Consider the following 23,121-nt stretch of genomic DNA (forward strand, 5'->3'; position numbering starts at 1 on the left):
TTGGTTGAGCTTGTCGTTAGTTAGGCTTGTCGTTCAACTGCGCCGGAGCCGGAGTATCGGGCGAGCCCGGAACGCCGTGTCCCTGGTGCGCGTCCGGTTCGGACTGCGGCTGGTTTGCCTCGGGAGCCACCGCATCGGGCTTCATGCCTTCCGGCTGGACGTCGCCGCTGCGGGGAGGACGTCCGGATGCCGGAAACGTCGCACCCGACGCTTCGTCGCCGTGCTCCGCCCGGTGGTTGTCATATTGCAGCCGCTCCCGGTTCTCGTGGCTTTCCGTGCCGGCGCCGCCCATGGCGTCGATGTGATGCATCTCGCTCATGCACATCTTGCCGGGAGCGACGCACATGTTCAGGACAGCGTCGTAGAGGCCGTTTTCCACGGTGGCGAAGTACTGCACCGGCGCCTGCTCGCTCGGCTTTTCGAGCCACATGAAAGCGGCGCGGTCGAGGTTCTTACCCTCCCTCTTGACCTTCGCCACCCACTGGTCGAAGCCTTCCTGCGACATCCCGTGGAATGCGAAGTTCATGCGGGAAAAACCGGAGCCGCTGTAGTTGGCCGAAAAGCCGTTGTAGACGCCTTCCTCGTTGATCACGGCATGCAGCTGCGTCTGCATACCCGCCATGGCGTATACCTGACCTGCAAGAGCCGGAATGAAGAAGGAGTTCATGACGGTCGCCGACGTGATCTTGAATGAGACCGGCACGTCCACGGGCGCCGCCAGTTCGTTGACCGACGCGATGCCCAGTTCCGGGTAGAAGAACAGCCATTTCCAGTCGAGCGCCACAACCTGGATGTCGAGGTGCTTCGCATCCGCCGGGAGCGCCTGTTCGCCGTCGATCCGGGTCAGCGGCCGATACGGGTCGAGCGTGTGGGTGGCGAGCCAGGTGATGGCGCCGAGGGCGATGATGATCAGCAGCGGAGCCGTCCAGATCACCACTTCCAGCTGGGTCGAATGGTGCCAGTCCGGATCGTAGACGGCGTCCTTGTTGTCGGCGCGGTAGCGCCGGGCAAAGATCAACGTAAGGGCTATGACGGGTACGATGATCAGAAGCATCAGTATCGTCGATACGATGATCAGGTTGCGCTGCTGAAGTGCGACGTACCCCGATGGGTTCAGGATGACGGTGTCACACCCTGCAAGGATAACAGCGAAAAGCAGTACTCCGCCCGTTCGTAGTATATTCGACAGGCGCCGTGATGGCGGCGCTGGCGTCCTTGGTAGTTTCCCATAAGAATTCACGGCAGGGCTTCCAACGATCGATCCTTGACACATTGCGCAGTATTGGGGCACCTGGACCGCTCCACGTGCGTTTCGTTTCCATCAGTCGAAGGCGGAGGAACCTTTGAGACACTTAATCTGACAGAAAGCGGTGATCGTCCTCTCACGTCTTCGCGCGGCATCTTGATGGGCTTTGTTGAGGGAGGCAAGTGTGTTATCGTACTATCATATGCAGAGCTGGTGCCCGGGGCGCCCCCGGCACCAGGCGACGGGCGGAGCAAAGCATCCTCTATGAGTGTTAATGATAGTGTGTCGACTTCGACGCAGCTTGAGCGCGATGCGCGGCTGGTGTCGACCGATCATAAAGTAGCGCCGGAAGAAATCGCGCTCGGCGTTGTGATCGGACGCAGTGCGGAGTTCTTCGATTTCTTCGTCTATGGAATCGGTTCCGTTCTGGTATTCCCTCATGTGTTCTTTCCTTTTGTCGACCCACTGACGGGAACACTTTATTCCTTTATGGTCTTTTCGCTTGCGTTCATCGCGCGGCCAATCGGATCGATGATTTTCATGACCGTGGACCGCCTGTACGGGCGCGGCGTCAAGCTGACGGCAGCCATGCTGCTGCTGGGCTTCTCCACGGCGGTCATCAGTTTCCTGCCCGGATACGAGCAGATCGGTGCGGCCAGCATCTTCCTGCTGGGCGTATGCCGCGTAAGCCAGGGCTTGGCGCTCGGCGGTGCCTGGGACGGTCTGGCGTCGCTGCTGTCGCTGAACGCTCCGCGCAACCGTCGCGGCTGGTATGCGATGATGCCGCAGCTCGGCGCACCGTTCGGCTTCCTCCTGGCGAACGGTCTGTTCGCATATTTCGTGATCAACCTGTCGGAAGAGGATTTCCTGAGCTGGGGCTGGCGTTTCCCCTTCTACGTCGCGTTCACCATCAACGTCGTGGCGCTGTTCGCCAGGCTTCGGCTGGTCGTTACGGACGAGTTCGTCAAGCAGCTCGAAACCCGTGAACTGGAGCCGACCAGCGTCGCCGACATGTTCGCGGCGCAGGGCAAGTTCGTGCTGATCGGCGCCTTCGTGCCGCTCGCCAGCTTCGCGCTGTTCCATCTGGTCACGATCTTCCCGCTGAGCTGGGTGACCCTGTTCTCCGACCGGTCGGCCGGTAGCTTCCTGCTGGTCCAATGCGCCGGAGCCGTCGTGGGCGCCGTGGCGATCGTCCTGTCCGGCCTGATCGCCGACCGAATCGGCCGCCGGCCCTTGCTGGCGATCTCCGCGGGGCTGATCGCCCTGTTCAGCGCCGTGACGCCGTTCCTGCTGGGCGGCAACTCTTTCGGGCAGACGGCGTTCATCGTGTTGGGCTTCGGTCTGCTGGGCCTGTCGTTCGGCCAAGCGGCCGGCGCCGTCTCGTCCAATTTCGCCAGCCAGTACCGTTACACGGGTGCCGCCCTCAGTTCGGACTTGTCATGGCTGACCGGCGCCGGTTTCGCGCCGCTCGTGGCGCTCGGACTTTCCAGCAATTTCGGACTGGGCTGGGTCAGCGTGTACCTTCTGTCGGGCGCCGTCTGCACCCTGGCGGCGCTCCTGTTCAACAAGCTGGAGATCCATGAAGGGTCTTCCAAACCTCCGGCGCCGGTAGCCGGTAGTGGATCGCGCGCCGGTGCGCCGGTGCATCGCTGATCTCAGCGCGGCTCGACAGGGATGGCCGGGCGGAACACCCGGCCATTGCCATGATCGGGGCATCGGATTGCTGCCGGCAATGGCTTGAGGCTTTTCCCTTCACGAAGCTCGACTACCGCGACGCCAACGCGACATAGGCCGGGGCAAGCTCGGCCTGCTGGCCGCCATTCGGCTGCATGTACTGGATTTAGCCGGACGGATAGGTTTTCAGTACATCCTTTCGCCGTTCCTCGATCCACCGAAGTAGAGCGAACAGTAAATCTACCTCGACTTTGCGAGATTGCAGGTCGAGGATGCGCTGCAACATAAAAGATTCTGTAGATGGGAACCACAATCTCCTCTTGAAACCATTCCGGAAACCATGTTTAGCTTTAGTACGAAAACAATCGGAATGTGGCACGTCGAGAATGCGCAACGATTGATACAGCGTCTTTTCGCTTCATCCCGTAACGATTGTCGTTGTCCCAGGTCAGATTCCTAGCTCTGGAGGGGACGTTGGCAGCACATGGTATCGTTCGACCGGGTGGATCGAGATCCCCCTTCTCACTGCTTCATAGCCTGAACGGCTCCGTCGGGCCGCCTTTCCCCTATCCGTGACGCATCTCAGGCCGATCGCCAGATGCAAATCGGTTTCGTTCGTTCGCCCAAGTAGTTCTTTGCATCGAAATGCCGGAGTACTTCCTGCATGGCTGGGTACGGCCATGTCCAGCGTCGATCGATGAAGAGCAGGCGTGGACGAATTCTTGAAAAATATTGCATGCATACCGGAAACGGCGGCGCAGAAAGCACCGCCGCTGCAAGACCGACTCTAAAAAACGGGCCGCAGAGCCCTTTGGGGAGGAAACATGAACAGGCTTAAAGGGGCTGCTTGGCGCATGGCGCCGGCAGCGATGACTCTTGCCGTGACCCTGGCTTTGGGAACCAGCCTCGTTCCGGTACAGGCCCTGGCCGGCGACGTCACGCAGGAACGTCTGCTCAAGGCGCGGGACGCGGAGCCGCAGAACTGGCTTCACCACCATGAGTCCTACAACGGCCAGCGTTTCTCGAAGCTGGACGAGATCAATCTCGGCAACGTCAAGAACATGAAGGTCGCCTGGACCTTCGCGCTTGGCGGCATCGAGAAAGGCGGCATCTGGCCCCATGGCGGCCTGGAAGGCACGCCCATCGTCGAAGACGGCATGATGTATGTCACCGACGGATGGGGCAGCGTCTACAAACTGGACGTGCATGGCGGGGCCGGCAAGCTGATCTGGCGCATGGATCCCAAGACCGACAAGGAATGGTCCGGCGCCGTCGCCTGCTGCGGCGTCAACAATCGGGGCGTGGCGCTCTGGAAGGACAAGGTGATCTCGCACACCCTGGACGGACGCCTGATCGCCACGAACAAGGAAACCGGCGAAATCGCCTGGGAACGCAAGGTCGCCGATCCCGGCATTGCCGAAACGATCACGGGTGCGCCGCTGATCGTCAAGGACATGGCCATCACCGGGGTCGGCGGAGCCGAATACGGCATCCGCGGCTGGATCGCGGCGACCAACCTCAGCGACGGCAAGGAAGTCTGGCGCCGCCACACCATTCCCGCCCCCGGCGAACCCGGCCACGACACCTGGAAGGACGATTACGAAGCCTGGAAGACGGGCGGCGGCTCGACCTGGGTGACCGGCACGTACGACCCGCAGCTCGACGTCATCTACTGGGGAGTCGGCAATCCCGGACCGGACTGGGACAACCAGTACCGTCCCGGCGATAACCTCTACACCAACAGCGCGGTGGCGCTGGACCCCGCTACCGGCCAGATCAAGTGGCACTACCAGTACACCCCCAACGACCCGTACGACTACGACGCCGTCGCCGAGCACGTGCTGGTCGACGAGACGGTCCGTGGCAAGGCGCGTAAGCTTGCGCTCCACGCCAACCGCAACGGCTTCGGCTACGCGCTCGACCGCGAGAACGGCGATTTCGTCTGGGGGACCCAGTTCGTCGACAAGCTGACCTGGACGCCGGGCCTGGACGAGGAAACCGGCAGGCCGGTCAACTACGATCCCAACACTCAGGTCCAGCTCTACGCCGAGGGCACAGCACCCAGCCGCGACAACCCGGTCGGCACCTCCTGCCCCGGCAACATGGGCGGCAAGAACTGGCCGCCGACAGCTTACAACCCGCAGCTCAAGCTCTGGTACATACCGGTCATCGAGAGCTGCAACCAGATGGTCAACGAGGAAATGACTCCCGGCGACAGCTATAAGCCGAGAGAATGGTTCACCGGCGGCGGTCCCCGCCAGCACGAGCAAATCACCGGCAGCGTGACCGCCATCGACGTCACGACCGGGAAGATCGCCGGCAAGTTCAAGACGCATTACCCACTGCTCGGCGGGATGCTCGCCACGGCCGGCGGCGTCGTCTTCACCGGACATCCCTCCGGCGAAATCTACGGACTCGACGCCAAGACCCTCGAACCGCTGTGGACGTTCAACACGGGGTCCGGCGTCAACGCCCCGCCGATGACCTACTCGGTGGACGGCAAGCAGTACGTCGCCATCCTCGTCGGGCTGGGCGGCGCCTGGCCGAAATGGTTCGTCGATGGGACCAAGGGCCTGGAGAAGGTCCAGCCGAGCAGCATGCTCTACGTCTTCTCCCTGTAGAAACCTCCGGGCGGCGTTCCTGCGCCGCCCGTCTCTTATGGGAATGCCTCGGCATTCCGGTTCGTCGCGGAAAATCACTCAAGATGCATATGAGAATCTTCAAGGGCGCAGTTCTGAGTTCCCTGACCGCCGCCGTCCTGACGCTGCCGCTATTGGGCGGCCCGGCATGGGGAGCGGAGGACGGCAAGGCGATCTACGAGAGAGCCAATTGCGTCGGGTGCCACAAGTGGCACGGCGGCGGCGGCGGCGGGTATGGCGGTGCCGCCCTGTCGCTGCGCGACACGCACATGGACCGCGACCAGCTCATCGAAGTGGTCCGGTGCGGCAGGCCTGGGACCCGCATGCCGTTCCACGACAAGAATGCCTGGTCGACCGTCCAGTGCTACGGCGTGGACGCGAAGGCCGGCAGCGCCGAGGCGGCGCCCCAGGCGGCGGAGTTTCTGACCGCGAGCGAAATAGCGACCGTCGCCGATTACGTCATGGGCAACCTCAAGGGCAAGGGAAAGCCTGACCGGGCGGACTGCGTCGCCTTCTGGGGAGAAGGAGCCAAGCAATGCCTGACTTACAAGTGATGCGCTCTCGGATGGTGCGCTGTTCGTTCCTGCTGGCGGCCTGCGTCGCAGTCGCCTTGCCGGCGGCGGCGCAGGCCGCCGACTTGCGGCAAAGCGACATCCGGCAGATCCGGGTCGGCCTGCCGCTTGACGAGAAATCCGCCGCCGGCCTGAAAGGGTTCGCCTGCGCCGGCCCGGATGCCCCAGCGATCTCCGGCTGGTCCGACTACCGGCAATGCCCGGCCAATGCCGCCGGTCTGCGGGACATCCGGTTCGAGTTCGAGGAAGACAAGCAGCTTGTCCAGTTCGCCGACCGCTGGGAAGGCACCAAGATAGCCGGACACCCCGTCGTCCTGACGATGGCGGTGACCGACGACGGCACGATCGACGCCTTGCGCATCGTGACCGACGCCGAAGCCAGCCCCTACCTCAAGAAGAAGGCCTATCTGCTGTCCTTGCGCGTCCGGGAACACTACGGGACGGAAGGCTGGACCTGCGCCGACCTGCCGCGCGATCCGGGAGAAAGCGAGATCGGCGGCATGTTCGTCAAGCAGCAATGCAGCAAGACGATCGAGGGCCGCAGCCTGAAGATGCTGACGAAGCTCTTCAGGGGCGCCGGGCAGGAAGGCAAGACTTACGAGGATTCGGTGAGCGTCGTGGTGACGCGGGCATCGGCGTCATGACGGGGCCGGGAAGATCCTGGACGTGCGCGGCGTCCTTGGGAGCGGTAGCGGCGCTCCTCCTGTCCGGTCAGGCTGTCCTGGCCCATAACAATCCTCAGTTCGAGGAAACCCTGATCCAGACCGTGGCGGTCGAAGCGCCCGCCGCCGCGGAAACCGCCAACAGCCGGCCCTTTGAACTCAGCTATCCACCGCGCACCGCCGAACTGGTCTGGAAAATCTCGGGCGACAAGGCGGACGCCGTCCGGTTCGCCGTCGAGGCCGACGGCAAGACGGTCGCGGCGGATGTTCACCATGGGCAGGTGACTCCCCGTGTCAAGGCGGGACAGTTCCGCCTCGTCGACATCAAGGGCGCGAGCTTTCCCCTGACGGTCGAGGTGTTCGCGAACGTGATAGCGAAGAAATAACCGCCGGCTTCACGGGAGTTTGGAGGCCGGCTCCGATCGCTTCTGCTTAGCGCAACCAGAACAATAAAGGAGACGCTCCATGGCGGTTACCCTCACCGTGAACGGGAAACAGCATCAGGTGGATGTCCCGCCGGACACGCCGCTGCTCTGGGTCATCCGCGACGTGATCGGATTGACCGGCACCAAGTTCGGCTGCGGCATCGCGGCCTGCGGCGCCTGCACCGTCCATGTCGGCGGACAGGCCGTGCGGTCCTGCATCACGTCGGTCGGCGATGTCGGCGACCCGGTCACCACGATCGAAGGGCTCGACCCCGACGGCAACCACCCGGTCCAGCGGGCCTGGCGCGATGCCAACGTGCCCCAATGCGGCTTCTGTCAGTCAGGACAGATCATGCAGGCGGCGGCCTTCGTGGCATCGACCCGCAACCCGGACGACCGGCAGATCACGGAAGCGATGTCCGGCAACATCTGCCGGTGCGGCTGCTACCAGAGAATCCACGCCGCCGTCAAAGCAGCCAGCACCGGAGCCTGACGCCATGTCCGCACACGCTCTTATCCAGAACGTCAGCCGCCGCAATTTCCTCAAGGGGGCCGGTTCGGCCGCCGGCCTCGTCGTGGCCCTGCAATTCATGCCCGCTGGCAAGGCATTGGCGGCGGTCGGCTACGCCACCGGCGCCGGCGAAATGCCGCACGGCACAGTCAACGACCCCCATGTCTTCATAACCATCGATCCGTCGGGCGCGGTCACCATCGTCACCCACCGCTCGGAGATGGGAACGGGCATTCGCACCAGCCTGCCCATGGTGATCGCCGACGAAATGGAAGCCGACTGGTCGCGGGTCAAGCTGGTCCAGGCCCCCGCCGACGAACCGCGCTACGGCAACCAGGACACCGACGGCTCACGCAGCATGCGGCACTTCCTCCAGCCGATGCGCCAGTGCGGCGCCGCGATGCGGCAGATGCTGGAGCAGGCCGCCGCCAAGCAGTGGAACGTCCCGGCCGGCGAGGTCCGTGCCCTGAACCACGAGGTCGTCCATCAGGCCTCCGGCCGCAAGCTGGGCTACGGCGACCTTGCGACGGCGGCCAGGGATATCCCCGTGCCTCCGGTCGAGCAGCTCAATCTCAAGAAGGACGCCGACTTCCGCTACATGGGGAAGGGAAACGTCCAGATCTTCGACCTGCACGATATCACGACGGGTAAGGCGCAGTACGGTCAGGACATCGCGCGGCCGGGCATGAAGTTCGCGGTGATCGCAAGGCCGCCGGTGGTCGGCGGCCGGGTGAAGTCGTTCGACCCGGCGGAAACGCTGAAAGTCCCCGGCGTCGAACGGATCGTCGAGATCCCGACCCAGCCCGACCGGACCAAGTACACGCCGCTGGGCGGCATCGCCGTCATCGCCACCAATACCCACGCCGCGATCAAGGGGCGCGAAGCCCTCAAGATCGAGTGGGAAGACGGACCCAACGCCTCCTACGACAGCAAGGCCTATAAGGCGCAGATGGAAGAAGCGGGCCGCAACGCCGCCAAGATCGTCCGCAACGAGGGCGATCCGGAAAAGGCTTTCGCCGGCGCCGCCCGCAAGTTGTCGGCGGAATACTATGTCCCGCATCTCGCCTGCGCACCGATGGAGCCGATGGTCGCGACCGCCGTGGTGGCCGACGGCCAGTGCGAGGTCTGGGCGCCGTTGCAGTATCCCTACGGTGCCCGCGAGGACATCGCCAAGATGCTCGGCCTGCCGATCGAGAAGGTCACGGTCCACGTGACGCTGCTGGGCGGCGGTTTCGGCCGCAAGTCGCAGTCCGATTACGCCCAGGAAGCCGTCATCGTGTCCAAGGCCCTGGGCGGAACGCCGGTCAAGGTGTCCTGGACCCGCGAGGACGACATCCGGCACAGCTTCTATCACACCGTCTGCTTCAACCGCCTGGAAGCCGCCCTCGACAAGGACGGCAAGGTGACGGGCTGGCTCCATCGCACGGTGGCGCCCAGCCTGATGTCGACCTTCATGCCCGACCCGAAGCACGAGCATTCGCTGGAACTCGCCATGGGCGTGGTCGACATGCCCTTCGCGATCCCGAACGTCCGGTGCGAGAACGGCGAGGCGGCGGCGCATACTCGGATCGGGTGGTTCCGCTCCGTCTCCAACATCCCGCACGCTTTCGCGATCCAGTCCTTCGTAGCCGAGATCGCGCATGAACTGGGCCGGGACCCCAAGGACTACCTGCTGGAACTGATCGGTCCGGCCCGGAAGATCGACATCTCCAAGGCCGGCGTCGTGGATGCGTTCTGGAACTACGGGGACCCCTATGAAACCTATCCGATCGACACGGGGCGACTTTCCAACGTCCTCAACGTCGCGGCGGAAAAGATCGAGTGGGGCCGCAAGCTGCCCAAGGGGCACGGCCTGGGCATCGCCGTCCACCGGAGCTTCCTGACCTATGTGGCGACCGCGATCGAAGTCGCTGTCGACGACCAGGGCAACCTGACGATCCCGCGCGTCGATACCGCGATCGACTGCGGCTTCGCGGTCAACCCGGAACGCATCCGGTCGCAGATGGAGGGAGCCGCCGTGATGGGCATGAGTTCCACCATGTTCAGCGAGATCACTTTCGAGAAAGGCCGGGCGGTCCAGGGCAACTACGACACCTTCGAAGTGGCGCACATGGATACGTCGCCGCTGAACGTCCGGACCCACATCGTCCCGCACGGCTACGACGTGCCGGCCAGCGGCGTGGGCGAACCGGGCGTACCGCCGTTCGCGCCGGCGCTGTGCAACGCGATCTTCGCGGCGACCGGCAAGCGCATCCGGACCTTGCCGATCGGCCGTCAGGACTTGCGGCCGGCTTGACCGATCCGGTGACCATCCAGGCATCTCCAGCAAACCGATGCCCGCCGTCCGGCGGGCATCGGACATGGCCTCATAGCTTGGCCCCATGACAAGGAACCATCATGTCGCACCGTCCGGGCTTGCTTCCGTCCACCGTCGCACTTGCTCTGGCGATCAGCGCCGGATCGGCGGCCGCGCAGACCCAACCCACCACGATGACCGACAAGGATGCGCAGCCGATCACGGTTCAGGGCGAGATCGCCAGCATCGAGTCCAACCACATCACCGTCAAGACCAGCAAGGGCGAAACCAAGCTGATGCTCGGTCCCGATGCGAAGATCCTCAGCCTCGCTCCGTCCAACGCCGAAGCGGTAGCGTCCGAGGCTTTCATCGGCGCCGCTGGATCGGCGGAGAAGGAGGAAACGATCAAGGCTACGGTAGTCGTCATATACCCGAAAAGCTCGTCCGCCAGCAAAGAGAGCGAGGACTACCTGACCTGGGACCTGAAGCCCGACAGCAAGATGCGGAACGGCACGGTGAGGAGCATCGAAAACGGACCCGACGGGCGGATCGTCGGGCTGTCCTATCCGCAGGGAGGCTCCACCGTCGTCATTCCCCCCGGCGCCGCCGTCATGGCCGCGACCCCGGCCGACCAGAAGATGCTTAAGAAAGGTGCGCACATCTTCGTACCCTCGGCGGAGAAAGCCGATGACGGCTCCCTGACGGCCGACATGGTGGCGGTCGGCGCCGACGGTTTCGATCCGCCGCTTTGATCTCCGGCAGTGTTGGGCCACGGCCCAACCTACGAAGCAGGAGCCTGTAGGTTGGGCCGTGGCCCAACGAACACTGTCCACACGGGTCGATGTCTTCGACTCCTGGTATCAGTCCGGCGGACGGCCATGAAAGGCGTTCTCGATCAGCCTCCGGATGTCGGAACGGTCGAAGCTGCGCGGGTTCCAGTACGGGTTGGCGACCGCAAGGTCCGCCGCCTGGTCGATCCCGTTCTCCGGCATGCCGATGTCCTTGAGCGCCATCGGCGCTCCGATGGACGCGGCATAGCCATGCAGCCCCTGCCCGGCCCGTTCCGTGCCGAGCGCCTGCGCCAGGGGCTTGAGCAGGTCCGGCACCGCCGCCTCGTTGAAGGCGACCGCGTGGGGCAGGATCACGGCATGGGTTTCGGCATGAGGCAGATCGAAGGTGCCGCCGAGGACGTGACAGAGCTTGTGATGAAGCGCCATGCCGACCGACCCCAGCACCGTCCCGCATAGCCACGCGCCGTAGAGCGCGCCGGAGCGCCCCTCCGGATCGGCGGGCTCGTCGCGCAGCACGGGCAGGGCCGCGACCAGGACGCGGAGGCCTTCCGCCGCCATCAGCGACGAGATCGGATTGCGGTCGCGGGCATACAGGGCCTCGGCTGCATGGGCCATGGCGTTGAGCGCGCTCGTCACGGTCAGGCCGGCGGGGAGACCATAGGTCAGCTCGGGATCGTAGATCACGACCTCCGGCAGGATCCTGGCGTCGGACACCGTGGTCTTCCGCCCGCCTTCCGTCTGCCCCAGGATCGGCGTGACCTCCGATCCCGCATAGGTCGTGGGGATCGCGATCTGCGGCACGTCCGTGCGGTAGGCCAGCGCCTTGCCCAGCCCGGTCGTAGACCCGCCCCCAAAGGCGACGGTGCAATCGGCCCCCGTCGCGCGCAGGACAGCCAGCGCCTTTTCGGTCACGTCGACCGGCGTGTGCATCGTGGCTCCGGTGAAAACCCCGGCCGCGAGGTCTCCAAGGCCGGCGGCGAGGGTCTCGGCTGCGCCCTTCTGATTCGGCGTCGACAGGACGAGTGCTCGGGAGCAGCCGAGTTCGCGGATCATATCGCCGGTCCGCCCGAGCGTGCCCGGTCCGAAGACGATCCGCGCCGGGCTCACCTTGAGTTCGAACGATTTCATTGCAGTCCTCAACTTTACTTCAGGGCCGGGCGTCTCGGTCCGTCACCGGACTTCTCCGCCATCGTCGCCTGAAACCGGCCCCGTCTCTATCACCATCCCAGCGAATCCGGCGCGTCGGGCTTGTCTTGACCTTGCACGCGCTGGCGGCGACGATCCGGGCAGGGTTTCCAGCTTGCCGGCGGGAGTGACCTGCATCTGACATTACCGACTTGCGAGCCCTTCAGGATGAATATCGTTACCGCATGGTTCCGCCGGAACTTCGCCAACCCCCAGGTGGTGCTGCTCGCCATCCTTCTGATAGCCGGCTTCGGCATCCTCGCGGTCGCCGCCGACACCCTGGCGCCGCTGATCGCCAGCATCGTCATCGCCTATCTCCTGGACGGCGCGATCACCCTGCTGGAGCGCTGCCGGGTACCGCGCGGACTGGCGGTCGGCCTGATCTTCTCGCTGTTCGTCGCCGCCTTGCTGGCGATCTTCCTGATCCTGTTGCCCCTGCTGCTGACCCAGATCGCCCAGCTCGTCCAGCAGCTCCCGGCGATCCTCACCCTGACGCAGGACCTGATCCTGGAACTGCCCGAGCGGTATCCCGACCTGTTCGAAGACCAGCAGATCCGCGAGTTCCTGGCGTCGTTCCGCAACGACCTGATCCTGATGGGGCAGCGGATCCTCAGCGCGTCGGTCGCGTGGCTGCCGGCCGTGGTCAACGTGGTCGTCTATCTGGTCCTGATGCCGATGCTGGTCTTCTTCTTCCTGAAGGACAAGGACCTGATCCTGAACTGGGTCCTCAAGTTCCTGCCGCCGGAGCGGCCTCTGGCCGATCAGGTCTGGCGGGAAGTGGACGCGGAGATCGGCGGCTATGTCCGGGGCAAGATCTACGAGTTCCTGATCGTCGCGGCGGTGACATATCTGGCGTTCGTGCTGCTGGACCTTCAGTTCAGCGCCTTGCTGGCGATCGTGACCGGCGTGTCGACCTTCATCCCCTATATCGGCGTGGCGCTCGCCGCCTTGCCGGTCGCGGTGATCGCCTACGCGCAATGGGGAATGGGGCCGGATTTCCTCTGGGTGATGGGCGCCTATGCGGTGATCCAGCTGATCGACGGCAACGTCCTGGCCCCGCTCCTGCTGTCGGAGGTCGTCAACCTGCACCCGACCGCCGTCATCGTGGCATTGCTGGTGTTCGGCAGCATCTGGGGGTTCTGGGGCATCTTCTTCGCCATCCCGCTGGCGACACTCGTCCATGCGGTTCTCAACGCATGGCCGCGGGGAAAATGACGGGACCGCACGAAAGGGCAAGATGGTGGGGAAGGCCGAAGCCCTCCCTCAGTCGCTCCGGATCTCGCCCGAGACGGGATCTATCCTGATTTCGCGATCGCCGCCGTTCCGGGTCCGGTATTCGACTTCGTAGTAACCGTCATCGTCCCAGTCGACATCCTCGATATAGGCCACGTCGTCGTTCTGCTCGACGATGGCGATCAGTTGGGACAGCGGCCGGGCGTTCTGGGGCGGCGCGTCGGCCAGTGCCGGTATGGCCGCACACATCGTCCCGGCGGCCAGGATCGCGGCAAGTCCTCTCGACATCGACTACTCCTGCGGTTTGCGTCACGACATCTTCGTCTTCAGGGATCAGTTGGAGTCCCGGCGCGCCTGACCGGCCTTGACGGCCTGTGACACCCGGCCGATCTCGCGGGGATCGACGCTGACCGTCGGTTCCGGGTTCTCGACCATCGTCATGGATCGATTGGCGGTCCGCCCCGAACTGGGGTGATGGCGCACCCGGTTTTCGCGTTTCAATTCCAGCGCACGGCGGGCGTAGTCACCCTGACCATTGGGTTTTTCCGCTTTCCTGATCCGCGCCAACTCCCGGTTGACGCGCTTCAACGCACCGGAAAGGATCTCGCCCTTGCGCTCGGTGCCGGTGTTGTCGCTGGCGGCGACCGTTCCGCGAGGTTCGGCCTTGCCGCGCATCTCGCGGCGCTGCTGCTGGGCACGATCCCGCGCCTTCCTGCGGTATTCGCGGAGCAATTTAAGACTGTCGCTCAAAGCTTCCCTGGAGAGCTCGCAAATCGCCGGATAGTGGGTTTGCTCGACGACCTCGAACTCCTTTGCGGTCAGCGCCCGCTTTTCAGTAGAGATGGGTACACTCATGAACATCCTCCCTGGTCTTCCGATCGGTGTCCTCAGTTAGACTCTCGTCAGGATTTTTCAGGTCTTGATTTCCATGTTTTTTAACTCAGATCTTCCGCCGACCCGTCCTCTCGAACCCAATACCAAGTGCCTTGATGCGGGATGAAAGTGTCGTCGGCCGCATGCCCAGCAGATCCGCGGCCCCTCCTGCGCCCGACACCTTTCCGCCGGCTGCATCCAGCGCCGCGAGGATGCTCGCGCGCTCCCGCTCGCGAAGGTCGTTTCGCGTTTCGATCTGCCGCGTCCCGATCCGCGATACGGCTCCCTCCTCCGCATCGGCGCGAGGCTCCTCCGTCCGGACCGGAGGCGCCGGCAGGTCGATGTGGATGCGGCCCTGCCGTGCCAGGATCGCGGCCCGCTCGATCACGTTCTGAAGCTCGCGGACATTGCCGGGCCAAGTGTAGGCCATCAGCCTGCGGACATCGCCTTCGCTCAGCGTCAGGTCGCCCGAGTTCAGCTTGCCGCTGACGTCGCGCAGGAAATGCGTGGCCAATATCGGAATGTCCTCGGCCCGGCTGCGCAACGACGGAGATTCGATCGGGAAGACGTTCAGGCGGAAATACAGGTCCTGCCGGAAACGCCCCTGCTCGACCTCGGCGCGCAGATCCCGGTTGGTCGCGGCGACGATGCGGACATCGACCTTCCGCGTCCTCTCCTCCCCGACCCGCTCGAACTGCCCTTCCTGGAGCACACGCAGCAGCTTGCCTTGGAGCGCCAGCGGGATCTCGCCGACTTCGTCCAGGAACAGCGTGCCGCCGTCGGCCAGCTCGAACCGCCCGACCCGGTCGCGCATCGCCCCGGTGAAGGCGCCGCGCGCATGGCCGAAGAACTCGCTCTCGAACAGCTCACGCGGGATGGCAGCACAGTTCACCCGTATCAGCGGACGCTCGCTGCGCCGGCTCGCGTCGTGGATCGCCCGCGCGATCAGTTCCTTGCCGGTTCCGGACTCGCCTGTCACCAGCACGCTGGCATCGGTCGGGGCGACCAGTTCGACCTGCCGGAGGATGTGCTGGATGGCGCCGCTCCGGCCGATGATGCCCCGGTGCTTGCCGGTGATCCGGATTTCTTCCTGGAGATAGGCGTTCTCCAGTTCGAGCCGCTCGCGCAGCCGGTCGACCTCGGCCAGGGCCGCGCGCAGGCGCTCGTCGGCCTCCCGCCGCTGCGTTATGTCACGGAACACCACGACCGCTCCGATGACCCGCGCGCCACTGCGGATCGGCGTGCTGGTGTACTCGACCCAGACCGGCCGGCCATCGCGCCGCCAGAACACCTCGTCGGACACCCGCCGGACGCGCCCCTCACGGAACGCCATGTAGATCGGGCAGTCTTCCTCCGGATAGTGCGTGCCGTCGGGCCGGTGGTGGTGGACGATCGCGTGGACGTTCTGTCCGAGCAGGTCTTCCGCGGACCATCCCAGGATGCGTTCCGCCGCCGGGTTGACGAAGGTCGTCTTGCCCTCCGCGTCGATGCCGTAGATCCCCTCGCCCGCGGCCTGGAGGATGAGCTGGCTTTCCCGCTCGATGTTCTGGAACACCCGCTGGACACGCCGCCATTCGCCGATGCCGTCGCGCATGTAAAGCTCGGCCTCGGCATCGATCTCGCGCCGCCGGTGACCGTCCAGATCGTACAGCGTCAGCAGGATCGCCGGCCCTTCCTGGCCACCCTCGGCCAGCAGCACCCCGGAATACTCCAGCCGCAGTTCGGCTTCCCCCGCATGGAGGGGCGCCAGCCCGCGCGACCAGTAGGAGCCCCGGTTCAGCACCGCCTCGGTGAAGACGACGAGTTGCGCCTCCTGCCCCCGGTGCAGATCCGTGACCGGCGTGACGCGCAACCGCTGGCGATCCTGACCGAGCAGGCGGCAAGCGGCGGGATTGGCGTCCAGGATGCGGCCGGAGGCCGGATCGACGATCAGCGTCGCCTCGATCCCACAGTCGAACGCAACGCCCCAATTGACGAAATCTCGTGAATCCATCCACGAGTTTTCGTCATTCACGAGTTCTCGTCAACTCCTCTTCCTCACGAAAGGGCGGAATTCCGCCGATTTTCCGCAAAAGACAGATTGGTACACCGCTTGCTGAACACCTCCACAGGCGCCCGACAACGTTCCGATTCCGCCACTTAAAGGAAGATCCGCCATGAAGCGCGAAGCCGTCACCGAAAAGATCCTCAGTAAGAAGCGCCTCAAGGGCCTGTCCTGGGCCGAGATCAACGGCCGTATCGGCGGCTGCTCGCCGGTGCTGATCACCGCGGCCCTGCTGGGCCAGATGAAGCTGACCCGGGAGCAGGCAGCCGTCGCCGCAGACATCTTCGAACTCGACGACGAGGAAACCCTGCTCCTCCAGGAGATCCCCTATCGCGGTTCCCTGCCGACCGCCGTCCCGACCGATCCGCTGATCTACCGTTTCTACGAGCTCGTGTCGGTCTATGGAACGACCTGGAAGGAGTTGATCCAGGAGGAATACGGCGACGGCATCATGAGTGCCATCGACTTCGACATGGTGATGGAGCGGAAGCCGGATCCCAAGGGCGACCGTGTCCAGATCACGATGTCGGGCAAGTTCCTGCCTTACAAGTCCTACTGAGAAGGTATCGGGCGATGGCCGCCCGATCGAGGAACCATGCGCCTGTCACGAGAACCATATCGCCATGCGGTTCCCGTACGAGCACCGGCACGCCATCGGCGCATGGTTCCGGATCTGGCTAACCTTCGTTCAATGCGCTGAAATTTTTGGCAAGTCATGCTTTTAAAACGAGCATTCTTGCACAAGAAATTCTTTCACCTTCAGAGAGTCTGGATTGGCATTTGCTCTTCTTTCACTAATACAGACGGTTCTGATCAGCGGAGCGATTTATCTCTTGATCGCAAACTCAGTTTCGGAGTAGAAGAATTTTGTCAGAATTTACTTCGATCCAGAGAGCTTTCTCCTGGGATAACAGAAGTAATGATGCCGCAACGGCGCGGCGCATCCTGACATCATCGCCCATCGGGCGGACAGCAACGGTGCTGTGTGATCGCGACACTGCTTCCTTGGGAAGCGGGATCGCGGGAACGCGGCGCCATGCCTCGTTCCACAGCACGACCATCGAAGAAGGCGCTCCTCGCGGGGCGCCCAGCATTCCGCGTGCCCTGTTCTGCGGGTGAGCGGTACCGACCGAACCTTATCCGATCTCCGCCGGATACGATCCTCCAGGAAGGACCAAGCAATGTCTTATCTCGCCCCCGCCGAATTCGTCACCAAGATGGTGGACGCCGGTGAGTCCAAGATCTTCATGTCGACCCGCGACACGCTGATCCGCGCCTATATGGCCGGAGCGATCCTGGCGCTCGCCGCGGTCTTCGCGGTGACGGTGGCCGTGCAGACCGGCATTCCGATCGTCGGCGCGATCCTGTTTCCGGTCGGTTTCTGCATGCTCTACCTGCTGGGCTTCGACCTGCTGACGGGCGTCTTCACCCTGACGCCGCTGGCCCTTCTCGACAAGCGGCCGGGTGTCACCGTGGCCGGCGTGCTGCGCAACTGGGGGCTCGTGTTCGTCGGCAACTTCGCCGGTGCGCTGACCGTGGCGCTGATGATGGCGATCGTCTTCACCAACGGCTTCACGACGGCGCCGGACGCCGTCGGCCAGAAGATCGGATCGATCGGCGAATCCCGCACCGTCGGCTACGCCGCCCATGGCGCCGCCGGCATGCTCACGCTCTTCATCCGCGGCGTGCTGTGCAACTGGATGGTCTCGACCGGTGTCGTGGGGGCCATGCTATCGACCTCCGTTCCCGGCAAGGTCATCGCGATGTGGATGCCCATCATGCTGTTCTTCGGCATGGCCTTCGAGCACTCGGTCGTCAACATGTTCCTGTTCCCGTCGGGCCTGATGCTGGGCGGCAACTTCTCGATCATGGACTACATGATCTGGAACGAGATCCCGACCGTCCTGGGCAACTTGGTCGGCGGACTGGCCTTCGTCGGCCTCACCCTCTATTCCACCCATATCAAGACGGGCGCCAAGCGCACCGTCGACCGGCGCCCGCTGCGCGTAGCGGCCGAGTAGGTCCAGTCGCTCGGATGTCCGGCCCAACTGGGCCGGGCTTCCGCCATGGGGTGCGCATGTCAGGCAAACTGGCCGTTTCGATCGGGCAGCATTCCGATCCGGGCCGCAAGGACCGGAACCAGGACTTCCACGGGGCACTGCTCCCGGAAGGACGCGTCCTCGCGTCCAAAGGCATCGCGCTGGCGCTCGCCGACGGCATCTCCTCCAGCGCGGTCGGCGGGATCGCCTCGGAATCGGCGGTCAAGAGTTTCCTCACCGACTACTACTGCACATCAGACGCCTGGTCGGTCAAGACGTCGGCCCAACGCGTCATCGATGCGGCCAATTCCTGGCTCCATGCGGAAACCAGGCGCGGCCGGCATGCCCATGACCCCGACCGGGGCTATGTCTGCACGCTGAGCGCCCTGGTGCTGAAGTCGCGCAGCGCGCACCTCTTCCACATCGGCGACTGCCGGGTCTTCCGCGTCGTGGGCGAGACGCTCGAGCAGCTGACCGAGGATCACCGGGTCGTGATTTCCTCGCAGGAAAACTATCTCGGGCGGGCGCTGGGCGCGGCGCCTAGCGTCGAGATCGACTACCGCCTCCTCGACCTCAGTCCGGGCGACGTATTCGTGCTCGCCACCGACGGCGTCTACGAGCATGTCCCGCCGCGCAGCATCACGCAGGCCATCGCGGCATCCAGCGGCGATCTCGACCTTGCCGCCCGGCGGGTCGTCGAAGAAGCGCTGGCCCGGGGCAGCCCCGACAACCTCACGATCCAGATCGCGCGCATCGACACCCTGCCGGACGGAGACGTCGGCGATCTGCTCGGCCGCACCGATACCCTCCCCGCCTCACCCTTGCCGGAAGCACCCGGCGACTTCGACGGCTACCGCCTCCTGCGGCAGCTCCATTCCAGCAGTCGCAGCCACATCTTCCTGGCGACCAACGGGGAAACGGGCGGGGAAACGGGCGGGGAAACCGGCGAGAAGGTCGCGCTCAAGCTTCCCTCGATCGACCTGCGTGAAAACGAAGCCTATCTCCGGCGCTTCATGATGGAGGAGTGGATAGCGCGGCGCATCGGCAGTCCGCACGTGCTCAAGGCCGCGGCCCCCGGACGCCGGCAAAACTTCCTCTACACGGCTACCGAATACGTCGAAGGCCGGACCTTGCGGCAATGGATGTTCGACAATCCCCATCCCGATCTCGAGACGGTGCGCGGCATCGTCGAGCAGATCGGCAAAGGTCTGCGGGCTTTCCATCGTCTGGAAATGGTTCACCAGGACCTGCGCCCCGAGAACATCATGATCGACCGCGACGGCGCCGTGAAGATCATCGATTTCGGCTCGACCACGGTAGCCGGCGTCCGCGAAGCAGCACCCGAGTTCGACGATGACGAGATACTCGGGACGGTACAGTACGCAGCACCCGAATATTTCCTGGGCCATCCGGGAACGGAGCGGTCCGACCTCTTCTCGCTCGGGGTCGTGACCTACGAGATGCTGACCGGCAGGCTCCCCTACGGCGCGGAGGTCGCGAAGGCCCGCAGCCGCAAGGCACAGGGCCGGCTCCGCTATGCGACGGCGCGGAACGGGTCACGCCGCATTCCCGACTGGCTGGACGATGCCCTGCGCCGCGCGGTCCATCCCGATCCGCTGAAGCGCCACGAAGCGGTCTCCGAGTTCATCGCCGACCTGCGCCGGCCGAACCCGGACTACCTGCCGGACCGCAGCGCTCCCCTGATCGAGCGCGACCCACTGGCATTCTGGCAGACGCTGTCGCTGATCCTCGCTGTCGTCATCGTCTTCCTCGTCGTCAGGCGATAACTGAGGAATGACAGGCTTCTGGGCGAGATCCACCGGCCGTGACGGACGGCCGGCGTCTCATGCCGCGTCAGGACTGCCGGACGGTTACTGCGTCGGCCAGGGCATCGCCGCATTGACCGTCGTAACGGCGCCGACCCCCTTGTTGACGAACTTTTGCAGGCGTTTCCCGGTATAGGTCTCGGTCGTGTAGATGTTCCCCTTGCTGTCCGTGGCGATGCTGTGGACGCCCAGGAACATGCCGGGCTGGCGGCCGCCATAGCCGAAGTTGTACAGCTCTTCCATGGACTGCCGGTCGAACACCCGGACGTGCTCGTTCACGCCGTCGGCGATGTAGAGATACTTCTGCTCCGGGTCCTTCGAGAAGTCGATGTCCCAGACCGATCCATCCGCCAGAGTATCCTTGGCGACGAAGATCTCTTTGACGAAGGCGCCGTCCGACTTGAATATCTGGACGCGGTCGTTGGGCCGGTCGCAGACATAGACGAAGCCGTCGTTCGACAGCATCGCGCAGTGGACGGGGTTGCGGAACTGCTGTGCTACCGGAGCGGCCGGATCGTAGGGCGGCAGGACTTCGTCGGTCGGCGGCTTGCCGTAGGCGCCCCACATGCGCTTGATCTTGCCGGTGTCGAGATCGATCACTGCGACGCGGTGGTTCAGGTATCCGTCGGCGACGTAGCCTTCGTTGGCCTTGGGATCGATCATGATCTTGGCGACGCGGCCGAAGTTGTTCATGTCGGTGCTGTCGGCCTTGAACGCCGGCTTGTCAGCCGGAGATGAGGCGTCCTTGCGCGCATCGGCCTTGCCGTACTGGGCGACGAACTTGCCGTCGCGGGTGAACTTCAGGATTTGGGCGTCGCCGGGTCCATTGCCCCCAATCCAGACGAAGCCCTTGTGATCGACGACGATGCTGTGATTGGACGCCGGCCACTCGTACTCGCCGGTCTTGGACGGGCCGCCCCAGGCGTTGGCGACGTTACCCGCCGGATCGAACTCCAGAACAGCCGGAGCGGGATTGCAGCATTCGCCGACGCGCAGCCCGTTGCGTGCGGGTGGGAATGCCAGTTCGGTGTTGTCGAGAGCACCGGGGTCGCTGCCGCGATGGACGATCCAGACGTGATCGCGTTCATCGACGCTGACGCCGATCGCCTGCCCCAGCACCCAGTTGTTGGGCATCGGCTTCGGCCAGTACGGATCGACTTCGAAACGCGGAGCCTGCTTCCCCTGGGCTACGGCTTCCTGCAAATACAACTGGGCGCCGCCGAGTGCCATCATGACCGCCAGTAGACTGGCACCGACATACGCCTTGCGATTCTTTAAAAGTCGCTTCATCGTTGTCCCTCCCCAGCTAACCGCGCGGGCGCTTTCTGCGCTCTTGACTGCGGCTGACTGCCTATTGGAGCCTACTACTGCTCCCTTGCCGAGTCGAGGCCTCATGATGTGCGTTAGATACTTGATGCTTATTGCACTTAGTGCGGCATCGATTTTGGGCTGGGCGATCGGTTCGAAAGCTCATGAGGTCCCGGATCAGGTCACGGTCCTCACCTTCCTGAAACCGGAGGGGAAGACCCTGACCCTGCTGGTGCGGGCGCCGATGAAGTCGCTGCGCGACGTGGACGTTCCCCTCAAGGCGAACGGGTTCCTGGACCTGTCGCGCGTGGACGCACCCCTGGAACATGCGGCACAGCTTTGGATCAGCGACTTCGTCGAGCTGTACGAGAACGACGCTCGCCTTGCCAAGCCGCGCCTGCTGGGTGCGCGGGTATCCCTGCCGTCCGACCGCTCCTTCGCCGAATACGATCAGGCGCTTGCCCATATCGGGAGCGGGCCGCTGCCGGCGGATACCGAGATCTACTGGGAGCAGGGCCTGCTCGATGTCGCCTATGAGTACCCGATCGCGTCAGATGGATCGAGTTTCGCGATCCGGCCGGGGCTGACGCGCCTCGGGCTTCAGGTCAATGTCTCGATGCGGTTCCTGCCTCCCGGCGGCGCCGAGCGGGCCTTCGACGTCCATGCCGACGTCGGCGTCGTCCATCTCGATCCGAGCTGGCGGCAAGCCTTCGGCTTGTTCGCATGGCAAGGTTTCCTGCACATCCTCGACGGGATCGATCACCTGCTTTTCCTGTTCGCCCTGGTCATTCCCTTCCGCAGGCTCAAGCCGCTGGTCGGTATCGTCACCGCCTTCACCGTCGCGCATTCGATCACGCTGATCGCATCGGCCTATGGGCTGGCGCCGGATGCCTTGTGGTTCCCGCCGTTGATCGAGACGCTGATAGCGGTGTCGATCCTCTACATGGCGCTGGAGAACATCGTAGGCGCCCGCTTCGAGCAGCGTTGGGCCGTCACATTCGCCTTCGGTCTGGTACACGGCTTCGGCTTCTCGTTCCTGCTCAGCGAACGGCTGCAATTCGCCGGATCGCACCTCGTCACGTCGCTCCTGGCTTTCAATATCGGGGTCGAGCTTGGCCAGCTTCTGGTCCTGATCGTTGCCCTTCCGGCCTTGGGCTTTCTCTTCAGGCATATCGTGGAGAAGCGGATCGGGACGATCATCCTGTCGGCGCTGGTGGCGCATACCGCATGGCATTGGATGGTCGATCGTGGCGGGCAGCTCAGCCAATACCCATGGCCGAAGATGGATGCCATCGCACTGTCTGCCGCGCTCTGGTGGGCAATGGCGGCCGTTGCCCTGGCGGGGCTGATCTGGCTTCTCTCCGGCTTCATCGCCCGATGGGAGCGAACCGGGCTTGACGCAAGCGAGCCTTCGCTACCTCACACGCCCCTGCTCTCGAAACGCTGCGCCAGTCGCTGGAACATGGGGCGGGCCCGCAGGAAAGCGATATAGGCCCGTTCCAGCCCCGCCAGCACATATCCGTTGCGGGCGGCGAGGCCCAGCGGACGTAGCAGCGGGATCGCGCGCCACATCGCGGCGAAGGCGGCGGCGCCGGACAGCAGCCGGCCGTCTTCCCGTGCGTGGAAGCGGGCAAGCAGTGCGGCGCGATCGATCGGACATGACGCGTCGTCGCTGGCGGCATCGATGAAGCGGATGGCGCCCCGCCGGTCCAGCCGGCGCATCAAGGCGATCTCGCGCCGGCAGAGCGGACAGGCGCCATCGTGCCAGACGGTCAGTTCAGCCATGGTTCGATCACC

Annotated in this window: 20 protein-coding genes; 13 read left to right on the forward strand and 7 right to left on the reverse strand. The window is 64.3% G+C overall.

The window, feature by feature from the left end; genetic code table 11:
• Positions 1-16: 16 nt before the first annotated feature.
• A complete protein-coding gene (cyoA, locus tag N826_RS13360; RefSeq protein ID WP_308518244.1) occupies positions 17-1,240 on the reverse strand; it encodes a ubiquinol oxidase subunit II in 1,224 nt (407 codons plus the stop codon).
• A gap of 270 nt (positions 1,241-1,510) precedes the next feature.
• Here cyoA and N826_RS13365 point away from each other — a divergent pair, with 270 nt between their 5' ends.
• The 8 genes from N826_RS13365 (at position 1,511) to N826_RS13400 (ending at position 10,777) form a co-directional block, all read left to right on the forward strand.
• A complete protein-coding gene (locus N826_RS13365; RefSeq protein ID WP_084720729.1) occupies positions 1,511-2,899 on the forward strand; it encodes an MFS transporter in 1,389 nt (462 codons plus the stop codon).
• A gap of 845 nt (positions 2,900-3,744) precedes the next feature.
• Positions 3,745-5,541: a PQQ-dependent dehydrogenase, methanol/ethanol family gene (locus N826_RS13370; RefSeq protein ID WP_211099274.1), complete on the forward strand. Its 1,797-nt coding sequence runs from the start codon at positions 3,745-3,747 to the stop codon at positions 5,539-5,541.
• An 83-nt stretch (positions 5,542-5,624) separates the two neighbouring features.
• The gene (locus N826_RS13375; RefSeq protein ID WP_044429520.1) at positions 5,625-6,113 is read left to right on the forward strand and encodes a c-type cytochrome; all 489 of its coding nucleotides are present in this window, start codon (positions 5,625-5,627) and stop codon (positions 6,111-6,113) included.
• Entirely contained in the window at positions 6,095-6,775 is a 681-nt protein-coding gene (locus N826_RS13380) for a hypothetical protein (protein ID WP_147040736.1), read from the forward strand. The genes N826_RS13375 and N826_RS13380 overlap by 19 nt, the downstream gene beginning before the upstream one ends.
• Positions 6,772-7,179 carry a hypothetical protein gene (locus N826_RS13385; RefSeq protein WP_147040734.1) on the forward strand — a complete coding sequence of 136 codons (408 nt, stop codon included), beginning with the start codon at positions 6,772-6,774 and terminating at the stop codon, positions 7,177-7,179. The genes N826_RS13380 and N826_RS13385 overlap by 4 nt, the downstream gene beginning before the upstream one ends.
• Before the next feature lie 79 nt (positions 7,180-7,258).
• Positions 7,259-7,711, forward strand: coding sequence for a (2Fe-2S)-binding protein (locus tag N826_RS13390; protein ID WP_044429524.1), 453 nt, complete (start codon positions 7,259-7,261; stop codon positions 7,709-7,711).
• A 4-nt stretch (positions 7,712-7,715) separates the two neighbouring features.
• Complete coding sequence (locus N826_RS13395; protein ID WP_044429525.1) at positions 7,716-10,025, forward strand: xanthine dehydrogenase family protein molybdopterin-binding subunit; 2,310 nt, start codon at positions 7,716-7,718, stop codon at positions 10,023-10,025.
• 101 nt (positions 10,026-10,126) lie between these two features.
• Entirely contained in the window at positions 10,127-10,777 is a 651-nt protein-coding gene (locus N826_RS13400) for a hypothetical protein (protein ID WP_044429527.1), read from the forward strand.
• A gap of 108 nt (positions 10,778-10,885) precedes the next feature.
• On the opposite strand, the gene N826_RS13405 is transcribed toward N826_RS13400, so the two are convergent.
• Positions 10,886-11,944, reverse strand: a complete 1,059-nt coding sequence (locus N826_RS13405; protein ID WP_044429528.1) for a maleylacetate reductase — start codon at positions 11,942-11,944, stop codon at positions 10,886-10,888.
• Between the two features lie 225 nt (positions 11,945-12,169).
• On the opposite strand from N826_RS13405, the gene N826_RS13410 reads away from it, so the two are divergent.
• On the forward strand, positions 12,170-13,216 hold the full coding sequence (locus N826_RS13410) for an AI-2E family transporter (protein WP_044429529.1): 1,047 nt from the start codon (positions 12,170-12,172) through the stop codon (positions 13,214-13,216).
• 48 nt (positions 13,217-13,264) lie between these two features.
• On the opposite strand, the gene N826_RS43015 is transcribed toward N826_RS13410, so the two are convergent.
• The 3 genes from N826_RS43015 to N826_RS13425 form a co-directional block, all read right to left on the reverse strand.
• Positions 13,265-13,522, reverse strand: coding sequence for a PepSY domain-containing protein (locus N826_RS43015; protein WP_044429531.1), 258 nt, complete (start codon positions 13,520-13,522; stop codon positions 13,265-13,267).
• Positions 13,523-13,567: 45 nt separating this feature from the next.
• On the reverse strand, positions 13,568-14,089 hold the full coding sequence (locus N826_RS13420) for a hypothetical protein (protein WP_044429756.1): 522 nt from the start codon (positions 14,087-14,089) through the stop codon (positions 13,568-13,570).
• 85 nt (positions 14,090-14,174) lie between these two features.
• Entirely contained in the window at positions 14,175-16,100 is a 1,926-nt protein-coding gene (locus tag N826_RS13425) for a sigma 54-interacting transcriptional regulator (protein WP_044429533.1), read from the reverse strand.
• 163 nt (positions 16,101-16,263) lie between these two features.
• Here N826_RS13425 and cynS point away from each other — a divergent pair, with 163 nt between their 5' ends.
• From cynS to N826_RS13440, 3 genes are all read left to right on the forward strand, one after another.
• Complete coding sequence (cynS, locus tag N826_RS13430) at positions 16,264-16,710, forward strand: cyanase (RefSeq protein ID WP_044429534.1); 447 nt, start codon at positions 16,264-16,266, stop codon at positions 16,708-16,710.
• Positions 16,711-17,332: 622 nt separating this feature from the next.
• A complete protein-coding gene (locus tag N826_RS13435) occupies positions 17,333-18,172 on the forward strand; it encodes a formate/nitrite transporter family protein (RefSeq protein ID WP_044429536.1) in 840 nt (279 codons plus the stop codon).
• 56 nt (positions 18,173-18,228) lie between these two features.
• On the forward strand, positions 18,229-19,977 hold the full coding sequence (locus N826_RS13440; RefSeq protein WP_084720744.1) for a bifunctional protein-serine/threonine kinase/phosphatase: 1,749 nt from the start codon (positions 18,229-18,231) through the stop codon (positions 19,975-19,977).
• 84 nt (positions 19,978-20,061) lie between these two features.
• Here N826_RS13440 and N826_RS13445 read toward each other — a convergent pair whose 3' ends face one another.
• On the reverse strand, positions 20,062-21,306 hold the full coding sequence (locus tag N826_RS13445) for an NHL repeat-containing protein (protein WP_052831188.1): 1,245 nt from the start codon (positions 21,304-21,306) through the stop codon (positions 20,062-20,064).
• Between the two features lie 124 nt (positions 21,307-21,430).
• On the opposite strand from N826_RS13445, the gene N826_RS39960 reads away from it, so the two are divergent.
• On the forward strand, positions 21,431-22,816 hold the full coding sequence (locus tag N826_RS39960) for a HupE/UreJ family protein (RefSeq protein WP_169789346.1): 1,386 nt from the start codon (positions 21,431-21,433) through the stop codon (positions 22,814-22,816).
• On the opposite strand, the gene N826_RS13455 is transcribed toward N826_RS39960, so the two are convergent.
• The gene (locus tag N826_RS13455; protein WP_044429542.1) at positions 22,744-23,109 is read right to left on the reverse strand and encodes a thiol-disulfide oxidoreductase DCC family protein; all 366 of its coding nucleotides are present in this window, start codon (positions 23,107-23,109) and stop codon (positions 22,744-22,746) included. The two genes, N826_RS39960 and N826_RS13455, sit on opposite strands and share 73 nt — an antisense overlap.
• Between the last annotated feature and the right edge of the window lie 12 nt (positions 23,110-23,121).

This window comes from Skermanella aerolata KACC 11604 (genome assembly GCF_000936425.1).
GTDB lineage: Bacteria > Pseudomonadota > Alphaproteobacteria > Azospirillales > Azospirillaceae > Skermanella > Skermanella aerolata.

What these genes read in the sequence shown, in the direction of transcription:
- N826_RS13405 (WP_044429528.1), bottom strand. Translation starts at nt 11,944, where the DNA reads ATGAAATCGTTCGAACTCAAGGTGAGCCCGGCGCGGATCGTCTTCGGA.
- N826_RS13390 (WP_044429524.1), top strand. Translation starts at nt 7,259, where the DNA reads ATGGCGGTTACCCTCACCGTGAACGGGAAACAGCATCAGGTGGATGTC.
- N826_RS13440 (WP_084720744.1), top strand. Translation starts at nt 18,229, where the DNA reads ATGTCAGGCAAACTGGCCGTTTCGATCGGGCAGCATTCCGATCCGGGC.
- N826_RS13455 (WP_044429542.1), bottom strand. Translation starts at nt 23,109, where the DNA reads ATGGCTGAACTGACCGTCTGGCACGATGGCGCCTGTCCGCTCTGCCGG.
- N826_RS43015 (WP_044429531.1), bottom strand. Translation starts at nt 13,522, where the DNA reads ATGTCGAGAGGACTTGCCGCGATCCTGGCCGCCGGGACGATGTGTGCG.
- N826_RS13365 (WP_084720729.1), top strand. Translation starts at nt 1,511, where the DNA reads ATGAGTGTTAATGATAGTGTGTCGACTTCGACGCAGCTTGAGCGCGAT.
- N826_RS13410 (WP_044429529.1), top strand. Translation starts at nt 12,170, where the DNA reads ATGAATATCGTTACCGCATGGTTCCGCCGGAACTTCGCCAACCCCCAG.
- N826_RS13445 (WP_052831188.1), bottom strand. Translation starts at nt 21,306, where the DNA reads ATGAAGCGACTTTTAAAGAATCGCAAGGCGTATGTCGGTGCCAGTCTA.
- N826_RS13435 (WP_044429536.1), top strand. Translation starts at nt 17,333, where the DNA reads ATGTCTTATCTCGCCCCCGCCGAATTCGTCACCAAGATGGTGGACGCC.
- N826_RS13370 (WP_211099274.1), top strand. Translation starts at nt 3,745, where the DNA reads ATGAACAGGCTTAAAGGGGCTGCTTGGCGCATGGCGCCGGCAGCGATG.
- N826_RS39960 (WP_169789346.1), top strand. Translation starts at nt 21,431, where the DNA reads ATGCTTATTGCACTTAGTGCGGCATCGATTTTGGGCTGGGCGATCGGT.
- N826_RS13400 (WP_044429527.1), top strand. Translation starts at nt 10,127, where the DNA reads ATGTCGCACCGTCCGGGCTTGCTTCCGTCCACCGTCGCACTTGCTCTG.
- N826_RS13385 (WP_147040734.1), top strand. Translation starts at nt 6,772, where the DNA reads ATGACGGGGCCGGGAAGATCCTGGACGTGCGCGGCGTCCTTGGGAGCG.
- N826_RS13425 (WP_044429533.1), bottom strand. Translation starts at nt 16,100, where the DNA reads ATGGATTCACGAGATTTCGTCAATTGGGGCGTTGCGTTCGACTGTGGG.
- cynS (WP_044429534.1), top strand. Translation starts at nt 16,264, where the DNA reads ATGAAGCGCGAAGCCGTCACCGAAAAGATCCTCAGTAAGAAGCGCCTC.
- N826_RS13420 (WP_044429756.1), bottom strand. Translation starts at nt 14,089, where the DNA reads ATGAGTGTACCCATCTCTACTGAAAAGCGGGCGCTGACCGCAAAGGAG.
- N826_RS13375 (WP_044429520.1), top strand. Translation starts at nt 5,625, where the DNA reads ATGCATATGAGAATCTTCAAGGGCGCAGTTCTGAGTTCCCTGACCGCC.
- N826_RS13395 (WP_044429525.1), top strand. Translation starts at nt 7,716, where the DNA reads ATGTCCGCACACGCTCTTATCCAGAACGTCAGCCGCCGCAATTTCCTC.
- N826_RS13380 (WP_147040736.1), top strand. Translation starts at nt 6,095, where the DNA reads ATGCCTGACTTACAAGTGATGCGCTCTCGGATGGTGCGCTGTTCGTTC.